The organism is Chitinophaga sp. 05T412 (assembly GCF_056396465.1).
Map to the genome: position 1 here is coordinate 28689 of NZ_JBFTLN010000007.1, position 16279 is coordinate 44967.

The window sequence follows — 16279 nt, forward strand, 5'->3', positions numbered from 1 at the left end:
TTGAAAACATGAAACAGCCTGATAAACAAAATGCTACCTGTGAGCAGGAGCTGGCGGCTATCCGCGATAGCCTGGAAGTACTGGGAGGCAAATGGAAGCTGAGAATTATGCGTCATCTCAACATCCATGTGGATGAAGTCAATACGTTCAAAAAAATTCAACGGGAAGTAGAAGGTATCTCTGCCAAAATGCTGACAAAAGAATTACAGGACCTGGAGCTTAACCTGCTTATCACCAGAACCGTCAGAGATACAAAACCTGTCAGCGTGAGTTATGCGATCACGCCATACGGACTCAGTGTTTTTACCGTAAATGACAGCCTGGTCGAATGGGGATTAAATCACCGGCAAAAAATCAGGTAAGCATTTATTTAAAAATAACTTCCACTTTCTGCATACTCTGTTCCAGTCCTAATTGTGCAAAATGGCTCATGCTGCCAAATTCCGCATATTCGGTGACCGTCATCTCAGTGCTATCATCTCCCAACTCCTTAAAAACAATTACTGTTCTGATATCTGTGGGAAAATCAGCGGGCATCCCTACTTTGGTGGGCTCGGTTTTATTACCGTCTTTATCCACCAGATTCTGAATGAATTCTATCTTTTCAAAAGGAATTATTTTTACATACTCCCAGATAGAATACCACTCTTTCTCCCCCATTTCTTTCGGGGCTCTCATACTCACCAGTGATTTACCGCCTTCGCGAAAATCGATGTTGGCTACTGGTGAAATGAAATCTTTAGGGCCCCACCAACGCTTTACCAGCTCAGGATCTACCCACACCTGCCACACCATGTCAATAGGTGCATTGAATATTTTTGTCACTTCAATTTGCTTCGCCATAAAGATCAATTAGGAAATGAGCGAATTAAGCATTTTGCAATGCTTCKATATCAAATTTCTTCATTTTCATAAATGCCTGTGCTACCCGTTGTCCCCTTTGCGGATCAGACATCAGTGCGCCTAATACTTTAGGAACCACCTGCCAGGATAATCCAAACTTATCTTTACACCAGCCACAGTTACCTTCTTTACCACCATCGGCAATAAGTTTGTACCAATAATGATCTATTTCTGCCTGATCTTCACAGGTAATCACAAAGGATACTGCTTCATTAAAATGAAAGTGATCTCCCCCATTTAATCCCATAAAAAACTGTCCGTTTAATTCAAAGTTAACCACCATCCCGATGTCATTCACAATGCGAGAATTAGGGAAAATGGTACAGTAAAAATCTGCTGCTGCCCTGGCCTGGCCATCAAACCATAAACAGGGATACAATTGCTTTTCCATGAAATTTGGTTTTAAGTTATTAGTGAATTATTTCTTCTTTTTTGCTTTCATCTCGCCCAACAGCTCATCCATCGCGGTTAACCGGTCGTCCCAAAGCTTTTGATACGGCGCTATCCAATCGGCTATTTCCTTCATCTTCCGCGGGTTCAGCTGGTAGTGAATTTCCCGCCCCGTTTGTTGTTGATGCAGCAATTCACATTCCGTCAGAATCTGAATATGCTTCGATATCGTTTGCCGGGACGAATTAAAATTTTCGGCAATTGCTCCCGGTGTCATTGCCTGTAACGCTACCAACGCCAGTATAGCCCTACGTGTAGGATCGGCGATGGCTTGAAAAACATCCCTACGAATTTCCATTATATGCAGCCATTTGACTGCAATTTAATGCAGCTATTTGACTGCACAAAATTATTTTTTTGGGGAGATGGGAAAATGAGCAGCCCGCTTAACAAGTCGTAAGCGGGCCAAGGCTATAAGGGGAAATATGGTTGTAGTAAGTTATTGGGATTGACTTAACCATCCTCCTTCCTTCATCCAATAGGCACAACGGCCAAACCACTCGTCAAACGGGGGCTTGCCCAGAAAACCATGCTCTCCTTTATCATACAAATGAATGGCAGCGGCTACTTTATTACGTTGTAGTGCTTCATAAAACAACAAACTATTCTGCACCGGCACCACCGTGTCATCAGTGGCATGTACCAACCACGTGGGCGGTGTTTTAGCGGTCACCTGCAACTCATTGGAGAACCATTTTATTTGCGTTGCCGTGGGCGTTGTGCCAAGCAAATTATTGCGACAACCAATATGCGTCACGCTATCCGTGCAGCTGATCATGGGGTATACCAGCATTAGGAAATCCGGACGCAAATTAATGCCATCCGGATTATTGATAAATGCCTGATCAAAGTGTGTAGCGGCGGTAGCGGCCACGTGTCCACCGGCGGAGAAGCCCATCAATCCAATGCGATGCGGATCTATTTGCCACTGTGCCGCTTGTTGCCGCACCGTTTTGATAGCCTGCTGTGCATCCTGCAATGGCCCAATGGATGGCTCCCGCATGGTATGGCGACCAGGCAACCGATATTTTAACACGAAAGCCGTCACGCCCATTTCAGTAAATGCTTTCGCTATTTTTTCTCCCTCCATTTTAATGCAAAGCACGTGATAACCACCACCGGGACAAATAATCACCGCAGCGCCATTGCCCTTGCCTGCAGGCGGCCGGTAAATGGTGAGTGTAGGCCTTGATACATGGTCTACAAGTGTATCCACTACCGCGTCCGGCCGTCGCCGCTCTTCATCTGCCACTCCGGTAGCATTGGGAATACTATCGGGATATAACGGCCATTGCTGCTGTGCATACCCGGTCATTACTTTTAAGCAGAGGAGTAATAATAGTCCTTTCTTTTTCATCATGCTACTTTCTAAAGATGAATTTGCTGACTTCCTGTGTGTAATACAATTTCTTTGCCTTCCCAATTGAACCGGCCAGTAACACCCGGTGGCAGTGTGATAGACCCCCTTACACCATGCGCTTTATTTCGTGTAAGCAACACCGTTATATCACCTGCCGGATGCGGCAGTACTCCCTTCACCTCTTGCAATGCGCCCATGGCCGGTGCTATCAGCACCTTTTTAAAGCCCGGCGCATCCGGTACAATGCCGCAGATGGTAGCCAGAAAATCATAATTCGGACTGGCGGCCCAGGCATGGCAATCAGAACGGGTGGGCTCCGGTTTCTCCGCAAAAGTCGTTAGTCCTAATTCCAGCATATCGCGCCACGGTCCCAGCTGATCATAATACACATCCGCCATATGGGCTTTTTTCAACGCCTGCACCAGATAAAAACGATAATAAAAAGTAGCCTGACTCAGTGTTTTGTCTGTCAACACTTTTTGTAACACCTGCGGTAATTCTCTGGAGGATAAAGCGCCGCTGAGTGCCGCCATGATATTGGCGTGCTGGCTATAACTTTTCTTTGGTGGTGCATCGGCCATCACTCCTTTGGCCGCATCGAAACAAAGCGAATAAGTGCGTGTATTCAGCGACCTGGCCAATTGCCGCCAGTGCGTTGCATTTTCTGTTTGACCAAAATATGCCGCCAGCTCTGCTGCCTGTGTTAACGTATACGCATAGTGGAGGGTACGGATAGCGCTGTTATGTTCTGCACCACCACTAAAATTCTCCAGTCCGGGTACCCAATCTATAAAGCTCCACCAGTTCAATGGCCCCAGCATACCGGTTTTTGGATCAATACCCCGTTCGTGCCAGTCGAGCACATCTTTCATCGCGGATAAAAATTGTTTGACGAAAGCCTCATCTGGCCGATGCATCCAGTAGTCGTGAATCATCGTGATCCAAAACAGGGAAAAGGTAGGAATCACCTGCAGCCGGTTGCTGGGATAGCGGCCCTGTGGCTGTCCTTCCGGCGTCCGGGAATGATAGAAATCCATCAGCGCTTTTCGCACCAAACGGTCGTCGCCGCTGGTATAGAGCGATACCAACGCCTGGATACGCGTATCTCCTTCATATTGCAACTGCTCGTAGTAAGGGCAATCGAAGTACGTTTCACCGGCGCATAATTGCGCTGTGCGCCAGCCTGTTTGCCAGATCTGCGACAGGCTGCTATCGTTACAGCTGAAAGCAGCCTTTAACTGTAGTGGATATCCGGTGCGCATACCGTAGACATCTGTGATCACCAGTGGTTCGCCGGCGGTAGTAACATCCAGTTGCAGGTAGCGATAGGTGCGGAACCACAGTGGCCGGAACGTCCGGTCTGCTCCCCCATCCGGATGAAAAATATCTACGTTGCCTTTTATTTCTTTGCCGGCTACTTCATTGCGATTTCCCTTTTGCCCGTTTTTATCAAAAAGGGCTTCTGCATAAGTGAGTGTTACCACGGCATCTTTGCCACCACTCACCTGCAGTTCCGGATAGGCTACGGTGTTGTAGGTCTGGTCCAGCAGCAGATGTATTTTGCTATTGGCGGGTATGGTCAACGGATGCTGCCCATCGGGGAAGCCAGCTGGCAACTGCATCACATCACTGCGTTTAACTACGGGTATCCGTTGCCGTGTTTCTTCAAACAAAGGGATGCTGCGGGGCGCCAGGGTCCAGTAGTTATCAGTACCGTAGCCTACTGGCGTAGCACCCGTCGGAATGGTGATGGCATCGGCCCAGTGGCTGTCGTCATAGCCGGGTTGTTCCCACCCCCATGGATATACGTTGCCGCGTACTTCATCGCCGGGACCCACTACGATATAGGCTTGCAATTTTTCACTGTTATCCGTGGAGCAGGGCGTGTAGGCGCTGTCGTGCAGCACTTTCCAGCCCCGGCCGGTACTCACTGCCGCTTCCTTTTCGGTGTTACCCTGCAGCAGGAAAGCGGTGCGATTAGAAATCTGCGCTACCGGCGCCCGGGTACCCATATTCCATACCAGGGCGGCAATGGTATTGTTACCGGAATGGAGATAAGGGGCAATATCAATGGTTTCATAGTACCAGTTGTAGAGGTCGCCCCGCGCAGGGCCACTGCTCACGGGTGTACCATTCACCAGCAAACGGTAACGGTTATCCGCAGTGACGTTGACCACAAAGTGGTCTGGCTTGTCGGCGAGCGACCAGCTTTTCCTGAAATGGTATACGCCGTATTCCCGGGCGGGTGCACCGGGACAGGCAATCCATGCGGCCGGCCAGATGCCGGTTAAAAGCGATGGGTTAATGGCGGCAGACTGGGCCTGCAAGTGCAGCTGAGCTACCAGGGCTATTAAGCTGGCGAAGAGTGTTTTCATATTTACCATCCGGTGTTCTGTTCAAGGTTCTTATTCTTGCTGATCTCATCAAAAGGAATAGGCATAAAATACATTTTTTCTGAGAATACTGCAGCCTGTGGATCTACCGGTTGGGTGACGTACGAAAAAGTGCCATTGGATTGTTTTGTGATCACCATACCCGTTCCTTTTTTACCATTGAGGGTGCTCACCGCAGTTTTCCAGCGACGCAGGTCCCAGTAGCGCTGATTTTCGAAACAAAATTCCACATAGCGTTCATTCACTATCAGGTCGCGCATCGTGTTCTTATCGAGCGTACCTGGCACCAGGTCGTTTTGAATACCGGCCCGTTTCCGGAGGGTGTTCAGGGCGTCATACACACTGGCATCGGGCGTGGACAGCGCTTCGTTTTGTGCTTCGGCATAGTTGAGTAATACTTCGGCATAACGGATTTCCAGCCACGGCTGCACGCTTCCATAGCCCCAGGAATAGATGGTATTGGATTGGTCTGCCATCTTCAGAGTATAATAACCGGTAATGGTATTATATACCTGTGCAGAAGGTACGGAATCATAATCGCGCCCTCCTTTGTAAATGAGCAAAGTTATTTCAGTCAGAGTACCACCCAGCATCCCCTTTCTTTTGGCGCCATTATAGCCTATATCCGCGTAAAAGCGATCATCCCTGCCAGTGTATGGGTTAGCGGGGTCAAAGCCGCTTCCTGGGTCTGTAATGCGTTTTCCGTTTTTCATGGGAAACGCATTGACGAGTTCCTGCAAAGGCGACAGGTGACCGGCATCGCCATTGGCAATTACCAGCGGTGATAGCATGGCATCCCAGCCATGGTATTTCTCCGGCATTTTATACTGCACTTCAAAAATGGGTTCTTTGTTGTTGGCAGACATATCCTGCCACAGCTGTTTCATATCCGGATACAGGCCATATTGATTCAGATTCATCACGGCCTTGGCCGCTGATGCGGCCTGTTTCCACAGGGAAGCGTCCTTTTTTTCATTGTATAACGGGCTTGCTTCATACAGCAGCGTTCTGGCCTTCAGTGCCAATGCGGCACCTTTGCCAGCTTTTCCTCTGGGCGCCACCGCGGGAAGGTCAGCAGCAGCGGCATCCAATTCGGCGGTGATAAAAGCGAAGCAGTCGGTCATGCTGTTTCTGCTTACCTGCAAATCGTCGGTTAAACTTTGAGGCTTCGTGATCAGCGGCACACCACCGTATCTTTTCACCAGGTTAAAATACTGGAAGGCGCGTAAGAAGCGGACTTCCGCTTTGAGTCGCTTGCGGGTGGCGTCATCAATGGTGGCGCCGTCTATCTTCGACAAAAACTCGTTGGCTTTCCGGATGCTGGCGTACAGGTTACCCCATACATCCATTGGATTGCCAGTGGCATCCCAGTCGCCCCGCAATATCTGCCAGGCTGATTCGCCGGGATAATTCGTTCTGGATTCATCGGTAGCATCTGTGGTGGCGAGGTATAAGTCGCGGCTCCAGCCGAGCAAGTCGTTGTAGATACCGTTCACAATCAGCTCCGTTAGCCCGGCGTCATGTAACGCCTCTTCAGGCGTAATAGCATCCGGGTTGCGTGGGTCCAGGAAGTTCTTGCCACAGGCCATACAAGCCAGCAGCAGCAAAGTATATAGATAGTGTAGGTGATAACGTTTCATGGCACTCAGTTTAAAAAGTAAGGTCAATACCGGCGTTAAAATTCTTTTGCTGTGGATAGTAGCCACCCGCGCCCCTGGTCACCGCTTCCGGATCAAATTCTTTCAGCTGGCTCCAGGTAAACAGGTTAAAGGCAGATACGTATAGTCGTAACCGTTGTATGCCTGTTTGCTTCAGCAATGAATGGGTGAAATTGTAACCAAGATCGATAGATTTCAACCGGGCATAGCCAGCTTTGCGCAGCCATATTTCCGAATCGCGGTTATTCATAGAGCGGCCACCAATCCATGCCAGCGGAAACTTAGCATTGGGGTTGTCTGCCGTCCAGCTGTCGGCCAGGTAAGCGAAGCTATTGCCTTCACTATTGGTGAACATGGTTCGGGCATCGCCCTGTAACATGAAGGAGCGCTGCGCCGCGCCCTGTATGAGCAGGTGGAGATCAAACCCTTTGTAGCCCGCGCCTACCGAGAGACCGTACATGATGCGCGGAGTATTGCTATAGGGAGAAAGGATTTCCTGGTCTTTGGCGTCTATCTTCCCATCATGATTCAAATCCGCATATTGGATATCGCCGGCTAATGTATGCTGACCAAACTGCGTCCCCCCGTACCAGTCATCAGCCGCTTTCTGGCTTTTAAAAATGCCGAGGGCATGATAGCCCGCCACAAAGCCCAACGGGCGGTTCAGCTGTTTCTGAAAATCCAGTGCATTGGCCGGATCATCAATTTGTGTGACTTTATTGGTGGCAAAGCTTCCGGAGAGCCGGATATCATAGCTCACAGGGCCGATGTTATTGTGATGATAAAGACTCAGCTCCCAGCCATGGCTTTTCATCTGTGCATAGTTTTCTGCCGGCAGGCTACGTCCGAAGGTGGCTGGTACCGAGCGCACGCGGCTCCACAGGATATCTTTGGTGACACGGGAAAAATAATCAAACTCAATACCCAGCAATCCCTTCCAGAGTTCCGCATCCAGGCCGATATTGTTGTTATCCTGCTTTTCCCAGGTAATGCCGGTATTGGGGTAAACGCCGTAGTTCAGGGAAGACACCGCCTTTCCATCCATGATAGGGCCGCTGCTGGAATTGATATTGTAGATATCCTGGAACTGGAAAGCATTGACCCGGTCGTTCCCTATAACGCCTTTGGATACACGCAGTTTCAGGCTATTGATGAAATGGAGCGCAGCAGCATTTTTAAAGAATGATTCCTCCGAAACCCGCCAGCCGGCAGATATGCCGGGGAAGAACCCGAAACGATGATCAGCCGGGAAACGGTAAGAGCCATCATAGCGGAAAGATCCTTCCAGCAGGTATTTATCGTGATACGCATAGTTGACGCGGCCTACCACACTCCGGCGGGCATCCTGCAAAATACCGGTACCGGTAACACTCTGATTAGCCGGACCGCTGTAATACAACTCATCCCGCAGCGTATTAGGGAAATCTGCTTTAGTGGCCTGCAGCTGATCCCCCTGGATGCCGTATTGCTCGTATAACAATAACGCACCTACGGCATGCCGGTTAAATGTACGCGCATAGTTTAAGGCGATATTATAGTTGGTGGTGGTCATCGGTGTATACGTTTCCGTTAGTGCAGGCGGTTGGCCTACCGCTTTGGTACCGGTGATGTTACCCTGGCTATCTTCGTTATACAACAGGTAAGGGATGGAGAAATATTTATCGAACAGGTGATCTTTAATCACGGCGGCGGTTCCTTTCAGCGATAGTCCTTTTGTGATAAAGGGCAGTTGTTGTTCAAAAGAAATCGTACCTGCGTACTGGTTATCTGTCGTGTGGCGGTAGCCTGAGCCGTCTACAATCTCCACCGGATGCGGCCCGTTGGCATTGTACGGACGGCCGGAAGGTGTATATGCAGGCACATCTGGCCGCGTACGCAGTGCTTCTGCAAAAATGAAAAACTCATCGTAGCCGGGCGTGGAAGTCATGCCTTGTTCTCCGGAAAGATTAATAGATACGGTCAGCGTTTTGGTGATATCCGCATCCATGTTTGCGCGGAAGTTGTAGCGTTTGTAGTTGATGTGTTTGTACATCCCTTCCTGGTCGGTATAGCCGAGTGAGGCGAAATAACGCACCGCGCCAGATCCGCCGTTGACCGACAAATGGTGCTTGGTTTGCGGACTATTTTTCCGGAAGGTTTCCTTATACCAGTCGGTGCCCATTTTTCCGGATTTAAAATCCGCCAGTTCGGCATCTGTAAACACGGGCTGACTGCCCTGGTTCTTTAATGCCTGGTTGCGGAAAAGGGCATAGTCGTACGGACTCATAATTTTTGGATACCCGGTAGGCTGTTGAATGCCGGCCATACCTGAATAGCTGATGGTGGGTTTGCCCGTTTGTCCGCGTTTGGTGGTGATGAGAAATACGCCGTTGGCGGCACGGGCGCCATATACGGCGGCAGCGGAGGCATCTTTCAATACGGAAAAACTGGCTACATCTGCCGGATCGATGTCGTCCATAGTACGGCGTACCACGCCATCTACCACAATGAGTGGTGTGTTATCGTTCAGGGTACTGAGTCCGCGGATTTGCAGCACTGATCCGCTACCTGGTTTGCCACTGGGATTGGTGGCAATAACGCCGGGCAAACGGCCGGCAATGCTGTTGGTGAGGTTAGCCACTGGTTGTTTTTCCAGTTCCTTGCCATTAATGGTAGCCACTGCGCCGGTCAGGTTTACTCTTTTTTGTGTACCATACCCTACTACCACCACTTCTCCCAGCGCTGTGGATACTTCTGCTAATGAAACATTGACCACTGTTCTTCCGCCACATCGTATTTCCTGTGTGGTATACCCGATGGCGGAAAAGAGGAGCACACTTTCGGTGCCCGGAACTTTTAATACATACTGCCCTTCTGCATTCGTCTGAACGCCGGTGCTGGTGCCTTTTACCGTTACGGTAACACCGGGCAGCGGATTATTTTTTTCGTCATTCACTCTACCGGATATAGTACCGGTTTGTGCAGCCAATGGGATGGCAAATAGTTGAAGCATACCCATCAACAATAATAAACAGCAATGTGATACATGCGGGTACAGTGCCCGCGGGAAGAAGATCCTGGTCATAACATAGTAATTAATACTGGTGGTTGTTGCGCATTGCGTAATGCATGGAATACAGGCTTATGCCTTACTCAGAGCCGATAAATGCGTAGTGCATTTTCATAAAATAAGCCAGTCAGTTCTTTTCGTGTGCCCGTGCTGGTTAGCACTGTCAGTAGTGCGTCCAGCCATTGATGATACGTACCAGCCAGCAAGACTACCGGCCAGTCGCTGCCAAACAGCAGTCGTTCATACCCGAAGCTGCTGATAGCATGGTTGATATATGGTGCTAATATTGTTGGTGTCCAGTGATCGGGATCTGCTTCTGTGATCAGCCCGGATAATTTGGCGTACACATTTGGGAAAGCAGCCAGTTGGTCGATATTTCTTTTGAATGCTTCCAGTCCATTGCCTTTGATATCCGGCTTTCCCAGATGATCCAGTATAAAAACCGTATCGGGACAGGCGGCAATCATTTTTATGGTAGCGGGCAATGATGCCGGCTTTGCGCTGATATCGAGCGACCAGCCATATTCCGGCAACCACTGCACCGCATCCAGGTAAGCACTGCTACAGCATAGGGAGGGATCATCATCATACATCCTCCTGATACCTTTTACTAATGGATTGGCCGCCAGCAGCTGAAAGGCATCGCGCACAGCGCGTCCTTGTTCCAGTGGCGCATAAGCTACTATACCGCGGATGCGCTTATCTGTTTGCGCCTGCTGCATCACAAAATCTACTTCCTGCAGGTATTGGTCCGGGCGACAAGCCGCCTGCACAAATACCACCTCACTAACGGGTACACCGGTGGTAGCCTGTTGATAATCTTCCATCGTATAACGGCGGTGGATATACGGGAATTCCTGCAGCCATGGATACTCCAGCTGTTGCGGGTCCCACAGGTGCACATGGGTATCTATCACCGGTATGTCAGTCAACGCGTGCATCATGGGACGATTGTTTTGCATGCCAGGCTTCCAGTGTACGCAGCCAGGGTCCTTCATCCGTTACACAGCCATCTGCGGCCGACGATACGGTTAAACTATATTTATATAATATTCCTTTGCGGTACTTTAGCGCCGGCGGTAGCCATACCGCCCGCCGTTGTGAAATAACGGCATCGCTCAACTGTACATTGATCTCATTGAGGATGGCATCTATTGATATGATATCTCCATCTTGTATCAGTGCAATCAGGCCACCATCATAGGCTTCCGGGGTAATATGCCCAATGACAAACCCATGTGTACCACCGGAAAAACGGCCATCGGTAATCACCGCCACACTTTTGCTCAGTCCTGCCCCTACCAGCGCCGCTGTTACTTTCAGCATCTCCGGCATACCGGGGCCTCCCCTGGGCCCTTCATAACGAATCACTACCACCGCTCCTGCCGGCACCTGTTGCTGCTCTATCGCCGCAATAGCTGCAAACTCCCCATCAAAAACTTTGGCAGGGCCTTCAAATGTTTCGCCCTCCTTACCGGTAATTTTAGCGACCGCTCCCTGCGAAGCAAGGTTTCCGTATAATATCTGCAGATGACCGTTTGGTTTCAGCGGCTGACTCATGGGATAAAGGATGCCCTGCGTAGTCCCCAGCGGTGCTACATCTTCCAGGTTTTCGGCCAACGTGGCGCCGGTCACAGTCAGGCAGCTGCCGTCGAGTAATCCATCTTCCAATAACGTTTTCATAATAGCAGGAATACCCCCTGCCTGATGTACATCTTCCATCAGGTATTTCCCGCTGGGCTTCAAATCTGCCAGCAAAGGTGTTTCATCACTGATACGTTGAAAGTCTGATAATTCCAACCCTATTTCTGCCGCACGGGCAATCGCAATCAGGTGCAATACCGCGTTGGTAGAGCCTCCCAATACCATCACCAACCGGATGGCATTTTCAAAAGAGGCTTTTGTTAAAATATCCCGTGGTTTCAAATCCTGTTCCAGCAAGCGATACAGCGCAGCGCCCACGGCCAGGCATTCCTGTTTCTTTTCTGTACTGAGGGCGGGATTGGAAGCGCTGTAAGGCAAACAAAGCCCCATGGCTTCAATGGCGGCCGACATGGTATTGGCCGTATACATGCCACCACAGGCACCTGCGCCGGGACAAGCATTCTGCACAATCCCTTCAAAATCAGCAGGCGATAATTTACCAGCCAGCTGTTCGCCATAGGCCTCTAAAGTAGAAAGCACATTGATTTTCCTGTCTTTATAAATACCAGATCCAATGGTTCCGCCATACACCAGTATAGACGGGCGGTTCAGGCGACACATGGCCATCACGGCGCCTGGCATATTTTTATCGCATCCCATCACCGTTACCAGTCCATCATACCACTGCGCACTCACGACTGTTTCTATAGAATCGGCAATGATATCCCTGGAAGGCAGTGAAAAGCGCATGCCCGCCGTCCCCATCGTCAACGCATCACTCACCCCGATGGTGTTAAAAATGAGTCCTACCAAACCGGCTTCCGTGATACCCTGTTTTACCAGGCCCGCCAACTCATTCAAATGCAGGTTGCAGGGGTTGCCTTCAAACCCTGCACTGGCAATGCCTACCTGGGCTTTTTCGAGATCCGCAGCCGTGAGTCCGGCGCCATGTAACATGGCACGGGAAGAAGGCTGGCTGACATTCTGCGTAAGTATCCGGCTATACCTGTTTAGCTGGTGATTCATATGATCCTTTTTTAAAGTGAAAGCAAAGGAATGCCTGCAGCTGTTTACACAGCTGTGGTAACGACATCCATAAAGTAGCTGTTATCCAACCAATGTTCCGCCTGCATCACTGGAAGCATAGGCTGCTTCCACCACCTGCATGGTCTTATAGGCACTGTTGACATGATTGATTAATACCGGCGCCGATCCTTCCGCATAGCACATCAGGTTAGCCATTGACGCACCGAATGCATCGGGCATCCAGGTGCCTTCCAGTTGCACGGATTGCCACTCCGGCGTTTTATTTTCTTCCAGCAACACGTATTCAAATGTATCCGGCACCCCATGCGGATAGTCGATATTGAGTCCCAGCGTAGTTCTGATAGCGCCTTTGGTACCTTCCCATTTGATAAAAGAATCCTGGTACTTCAATCCAAATTCATGACCGTGATTGGTGTTAATGAAAGCCCTCACGGCCTCCTCGTATTCCAGCATAATCACAGAGCGTGTAGAAGCCAGCTGCATCATTTTAGGATGCTTTAACGTTTTCGCATATACGCTTTTCGGTTCACCGAAAAAGTAACGCAATAGATCCATGTAGTGGATGCTGTGATACAGCATTTCCATGCGGGGAATACCGAACAGAAACTCCCAGAGATGCCAGGGATGATAAATGTTCATCCGTATTTCCATATCGTGCAGGGTACCGATAAGACCTTGATGAATGATGTCTTTCGCCGCCATCACGGCGGGAATAAAGCGCATCTGAAAATTCACGGCGGCGGTAAATTCTTTTTCACGGCATAGTTGCAGGATACGATCAGCGCCTGCAATGTCTTCTCCCATGGGCTTTTGCATAAGCACCACCGCACGTGGTGGCAGCTGTTCGAGAATACCCGGCAACACCGATGCGGGAACGGCGATATCAAAAATCACATCGTCTGGCGCCTGCGCTATCAGTTGCGCCACGTTATCATAAACCTGTGGAATATGAAAAGTATCGGCCAGTTGTTGCGCCTTTTCTATCACGGGATCACAAATGGCTATCACCTGCCAGCCGGCTTTTTGATAGGCGGGCAAATGTGCACCTCCTACAATGCCTCCTGCCCCGATAATAGCGATGGGCCTGGGACGTATCGGTAACTGTGGTTGATAATGAATGGTGATCCCTTTTTCCATGATTCAAATTTCTTCCAAATTAAGGGATCAAACCAACACTTTAAAGGACATTACCTGCACTATTTTGATCATTTTAATATTAATAGTGGGTAAATGGATTATATTAGTACTACCACGGCATTTAAAACCGCCAACGTTATGAAAGCTATTCTGCAAAAAGTCCCCGTTTCCACAGATGCCTCCTTTGCGGTGCAGGTATTTTGCTCACCGTATTTCGATACGCCCTGGCATTTTCATCCGGAATATGAGTTGGTATTGGTATTACAGGGAGATGGCACCCGCTTTGTGGGCGACAGCATCGCAGACTTTTCCCCTGGGGACCTGGTACTACTCGGTACCAATCTTCCGCACTGGTACAGGAACAGCGCGGCCTACTATGCCAATGATCCGGCTTTGCAGGCAAAGTCTATTGTGATACAATTTAACCGGGAGTTTCTGGGTGCTGCTTTTTTCCACCTGCCGGAAACAGCTGCCATCCGCAAGCTGCTGGATAAAGCAGTACAGGGTATCAGCATTCACGGGAACACCCGTACGTTGTTGGCGGATAAAATGCAGCAAATGGTGCATACTACGGGAATGGATCGCCTGTTGCATTTATTGTCGATGTTACACCTGGCCGCAGGCGCGGGTGATAATCACTTGTTGTCCAGTCGCGGCGCCAGCGGCATCAATGTGAAAGATGCGGAACGCATGAATCGCATTTACGAATTTGTGATGCAACATTTTACGGACCCCGTTTCTACCTACGAAGTATCGCAGGCGGTGAATATGAGTCCTTCTGCTTTTTGTCGGTATTTTAAGAAACGGACCCGTAAAAATTTCACTTACTTTCTGAATGAATTGCGGATTGGTCATGCCTGTAAATTATTGCAGGAAGATGACCGGAGTATTACCGAGATCTGTTTTATGAGTGGCTATAATAACATCTCCTATTTTAACCGGCAGTTTAAAACGTTTAAGAAGAAGACCCCGCAGGCGTTTAAGCAGGAGTTTGCGCCGGCGCAGCGGTATGCTTAGTCAGCATTTACCGGAGTAGTTGGTTGAACAAACCAATGGTCCATCACCTGCTGCAACTCATCACTATCGGGAGTACCATCAGCGGCCCAGGCCACAATGCCATCGGGGCGGATCAGCACTGCACTGAGTCCTAACCTGTCTTTTACAGCACCGGAAATATACCTGACCTGGTTGCCATAAGCGGTAGTTAGTTTTTTCAGAGAGACGTTTACTTCGAAGTCGAGTAGTATGGCGCGGCCATCGCGCAGATGCTCACCGATATCTGTACCATCTTCAAAGGTAAAGTTGGGCACACTGTAACCCGCCAGTGGATGTTGCACCTCCATCGGATAATGCGTGGAAATGCCCCATATCCTGCCGGCCATATAAGTAGCGCCATCGCGGGTATGCATGAGGTCACGTACAATGGCGTATAGGGCGCGGGCAGCCGGATCGGGATGCATGATGGCGATCTGTGCTCTGGACCAGTCCAATATCCGGGCTCCTACCGGATGTCGTTCGGTATAATATGTATCGAGCAAACTTTCGGGCGCGTGTTGATGAATAGTGGCAGCGAGCTTCCAGCCCAGGTTCATGGCATCTCCCAGACCGAGGTTGAGACCTTGCCCACCTAGTGGTGAATGGATATGCGCGGCATCGCCGGCCAGTAAAATACGGCCGTTGCGGTAAGCAGTGGCTTGTCGCGACCGGTCCGTCCACGTGGTAGCTACGTGTACCGCCGTTACGGTAACATCAGTGTTGGAAATGCGGCGTAATAAAGTCTGCACATGTTCACGGGTGATGGGTTGGGCTGCCTGATGAAAAGCGCCGCCATCAAAATCCTGCAGGACCAGGTAGCCGGGCTGAGATAGCAGGTACATGCCCGTTTCTGTGACATTACGGCCGGGGCGTAGCTTCTCTGCATCGGGAATATCCAGCGCTACCGAGTAACCAGTGAAGGTAGGCTCCGTACCGGCGAATTCAAAACCGCCTTTCTTGCGCACCGTACTACGACCGCCATCACAACCTACCAGCCACTTGCCGGTGAAGGTTTGATCGCCTGCCTGCACGGTGACACCGTCGGCAGTTTGTTGGATATCGGTTACGGCCAGGCCTCTGCGAATATCTACACCGAGGGCCAGTGCACGGCGGGTCAGCACCGTTTCCAGCTCCATCATCTCAGACATTAAATTGGTGGCGGTAGATTCCGGCAAACGGTATTTCCACTGAGCAGTATCTACCTGCCCGATATGAAACTGAATGCCGGCAAAATGGCCACCGGGACCAGCAACAGGTGGGGCAGTCTGTGTTTTAACGGAATGACTGTGCGGATACTTCGTGCGTTTGTGGATCTCCAGTTCATCGAGTAATCCACGGCGATACAACGCTTCTATACTGGGCGCATTAAGGCCGCGCATACCGAAAGGCAGTTGCTTTAACGGGGAAACAGGATCAGCGGCTTTCTCCAGTATCAGTACGGAGCAATTGGCCTGCGCCAGTTCAGCTGCCAGGAAAAGCCCTACGGGTCCGGCGCCGGAAATAATAACATCGGGAGTAAATGGGTTTTGCATGGATGGTTGTTGGGTTTGTGTTACGTTCATATAAGCATGATTGAGACACAAAATTCCCGAATACTAACCTA

The 16279-nt window shown here is 49.9% G+C and carries 13 protein-coding genes; 2 read left to right on the top strand and 11 right to left on the bottom strand.

Annotation, left to right across the window (positions count from 1 at the left end; translation table 11 throughout):
• Positions 1-8: 8 nt before the first annotated feature.
• Entirely contained in the window at positions 9-362 is a 354-nt protein-coding gene (locus AC1DFM_RS16630) for a winged helix-turn-helix transcriptional regulator (protein WP_477077858.1), read from the top strand.
• Between the two features lie 4 nt (positions 363-366).
• Here the strand turns inward: AC1DFM_RS16630 and AC1DFM_RS16635 are convergent, their stop codons facing one another.
• The 10 genes from AC1DFM_RS16635 to AC1DFM_RS16680 form a co-directional block, all read right to left on the bottom strand.
• On the bottom strand, positions 367-843 hold the full coding sequence (locus tag AC1DFM_RS16635; RefSeq protein WP_477077859.1) for an SRPBCC family protein: 477 nt from the start codon (positions 841-843) through the stop codon (positions 367-369).
• Positions 844-868: 25 nt separating this feature from the next.
• Positions 869-1294: a VOC family protein gene (locus AC1DFM_RS16640; RefSeq protein WP_477077860.1), complete on the bottom strand. Its 426-nt coding sequence runs from the start codon at positions 1292-1294 to the stop codon at positions 869-871.
• Positions 1295-1321: 27 nt separating this feature from the next.
• The gene (locus AC1DFM_RS16645) at positions 1322-1651 is read right to left on the bottom strand and encodes an ArsR/SmtB family transcription factor (RefSeq protein WP_477077861.1); all 330 of its coding nucleotides are present in this window, start codon (positions 1649-1651) and stop codon (positions 1322-1324) included.
• A gap of 141 nt (positions 1652-1792) precedes the next feature.
• On the bottom strand, positions 1793-2713 hold the full coding sequence (locus tag AC1DFM_RS16650) for an alpha/beta hydrolase (RefSeq protein WP_477077862.1): 921 nt from the start codon (positions 2711-2713) through the stop codon (positions 1793-1795).
• 8 nt (positions 2714-2721) lie between these two features.
• Positions 2722-5088 carry an alpha-L-rhamnosidase-related protein gene (locus AC1DFM_RS16655; RefSeq protein WP_477077863.1) on the bottom strand — a complete coding sequence of 789 codons (2367 nt, stop codon included), beginning with the start codon at positions 5086-5088 and terminating at the stop codon, positions 2722-2724.
• 2 nt (positions 5089-5090) lie between these two features.
• The gene (locus AC1DFM_RS16660; protein WP_477077864.1) at positions 5091-6746 is read right to left on the bottom strand and encodes a RagB/SusD family nutrient uptake outer membrane protein; all 1656 of its coding nucleotides are present in this window, start codon (positions 6744-6746) and stop codon (positions 5091-5093) included.
• Between the two features lie 10 nt (positions 6747-6756).
• Entirely contained in the window at positions 6757-9828 is a 3072-nt protein-coding gene (locus tag AC1DFM_RS16665) for a SusC/RagA family TonB-linked outer membrane protein (RefSeq protein ID WP_477077865.1), read from the bottom strand.
• A 68-nt stretch (positions 9829-9896) separates the two neighbouring features.
• Complete coding sequence (locus AC1DFM_RS16670) at positions 9897-10757, bottom strand: amidohydrolase family protein (RefSeq protein ID WP_477077866.1); 861 nt, start codon at positions 10755-10757, stop codon at positions 9897-9899.
• Positions 10738-12483 carry a dihydroxy-acid dehydratase gene (gene ilvD, locus AC1DFM_RS16675; RefSeq protein WP_477077867.1) on the bottom strand — a complete coding sequence of 582 codons (1746 nt, stop codon included), beginning with the start codon at positions 12481-12483 and terminating at the stop codon, positions 10738-10740. Before ilvD ends, AC1DFM_RS16670 begins: the two co-directional genes overlap by 20 nt.
• Positions 12484-12564: 81 nt before the next feature.
• The gene (locus tag AC1DFM_RS16680) at positions 12565-13641 is read right to left on the bottom strand and encodes a Gfo/Idh/MocA family protein (RefSeq protein WP_477077868.1); all 1077 of its coding nucleotides are present in this window, start codon (positions 13639-13641) and stop codon (positions 12565-12567) included.
• Positions 13642-13734: 93 nt separating this feature from the next.
• On the opposite strand from AC1DFM_RS16680, the gene AC1DFM_RS16685 reads away from it, so the two are divergent.
• The gene (locus tag AC1DFM_RS16685; protein ID WP_477077869.1) at positions 13735-14658 is read left to right on the top strand and encodes an AraC family transcriptional regulator; all 924 of its coding nucleotides are present in this window, start codon (positions 13735-13737) and stop codon (positions 14656-14658) included.
• Here AC1DFM_RS16685 and AC1DFM_RS16690 read toward each other — a convergent pair.
• Complete coding sequence (locus AC1DFM_RS16690) at positions 14655-16238, bottom strand: FAD-dependent monooxygenase (RefSeq protein ID WP_477077870.1); 1584 nt, start codon at positions 16236-16238, stop codon at positions 14655-14657. The genes AC1DFM_RS16685 and AC1DFM_RS16690 overlap by 4 nt on opposite strands.
• Between the last annotated feature and the right edge of the window lie 41 nt (positions 16239-16279).

Bases quoted from the DNA above. Each gene is read 5' to 3' on its own strand.
- AC1DFM_RS16635 (WP_477077859.1), bottom strand. From the start codon at position 843: ATGGCGAAGCAAATTGAAGTGACAAAAATATTCAATGCACCTATTGAC.
- ilvD (WP_477077867.1), bottom strand. From the start codon at position 12,483: ATGAATCACCAGCTAAACAGGTATAGCCGGATACTTACGCAGAATGTC.
- AC1DFM_RS16650 (WP_477077862.1), bottom strand. From the start codon at position 2,713: ATGATGAAAAAGAAAGGACTATTATTACTCCTCTGCTTAAAAGTAATG.
- AC1DFM_RS16655 (WP_477077863.1), bottom strand. From the start codon at position 5,088: ATGAAAACACTCTTCGCCAGCTTAATAGCCCTGGTAGCTCAGCTGCAC.
- AC1DFM_RS16665 (WP_477077865.1), bottom strand. From the start codon at position 9,828: ATGACCAGGATCTTCTTCCCGCGGGCACTGTACCCGCATGTATCACAT.
- AC1DFM_RS16660 (WP_477077864.1), bottom strand. From the start codon at position 6,746: ATGAAACGTTATCACCTACACTATCTATATACTTTGCTGCTGCTGGCT.
- AC1DFM_RS16645 (WP_477077861.1), bottom strand. From the start codon at position 1,651: ATGGAAATTCGTAGGGATGTTTTTCAAGCCATCGCCGATCCTACACGT.
- AC1DFM_RS16630 (WP_477077858.1), top strand. From the start codon at position 9: ATGAAACAGCCTGATAAACAAAATGCTACCTGTGAGCAGGAGCTGGCG.
- AC1DFM_RS16680 (WP_477077868.1), bottom strand. From the start codon at position 13,641: ATGGAAAAAGGGATCACCATTCATTATCAACCACAGTTACCGATACGT.
- AC1DFM_RS16685 (WP_477077869.1), top strand. From the start codon at position 13,735: ATGGATTATATTAGTACTACCACGGCATTTAAAACCGCCAACGTTATG.
- AC1DFM_RS16670 (WP_477077866.1), bottom strand. From the start codon at position 10,757: ATGATGCACGCGTTGACTGACATACCGGTGATAGATACCCATGTGCAC.
- AC1DFM_RS16690 (WP_477077870.1), bottom strand. From the start codon at position 16,238: ATGAACGTAACACAAACCCAACAACCATCCATGCAAAACCCATTTACT.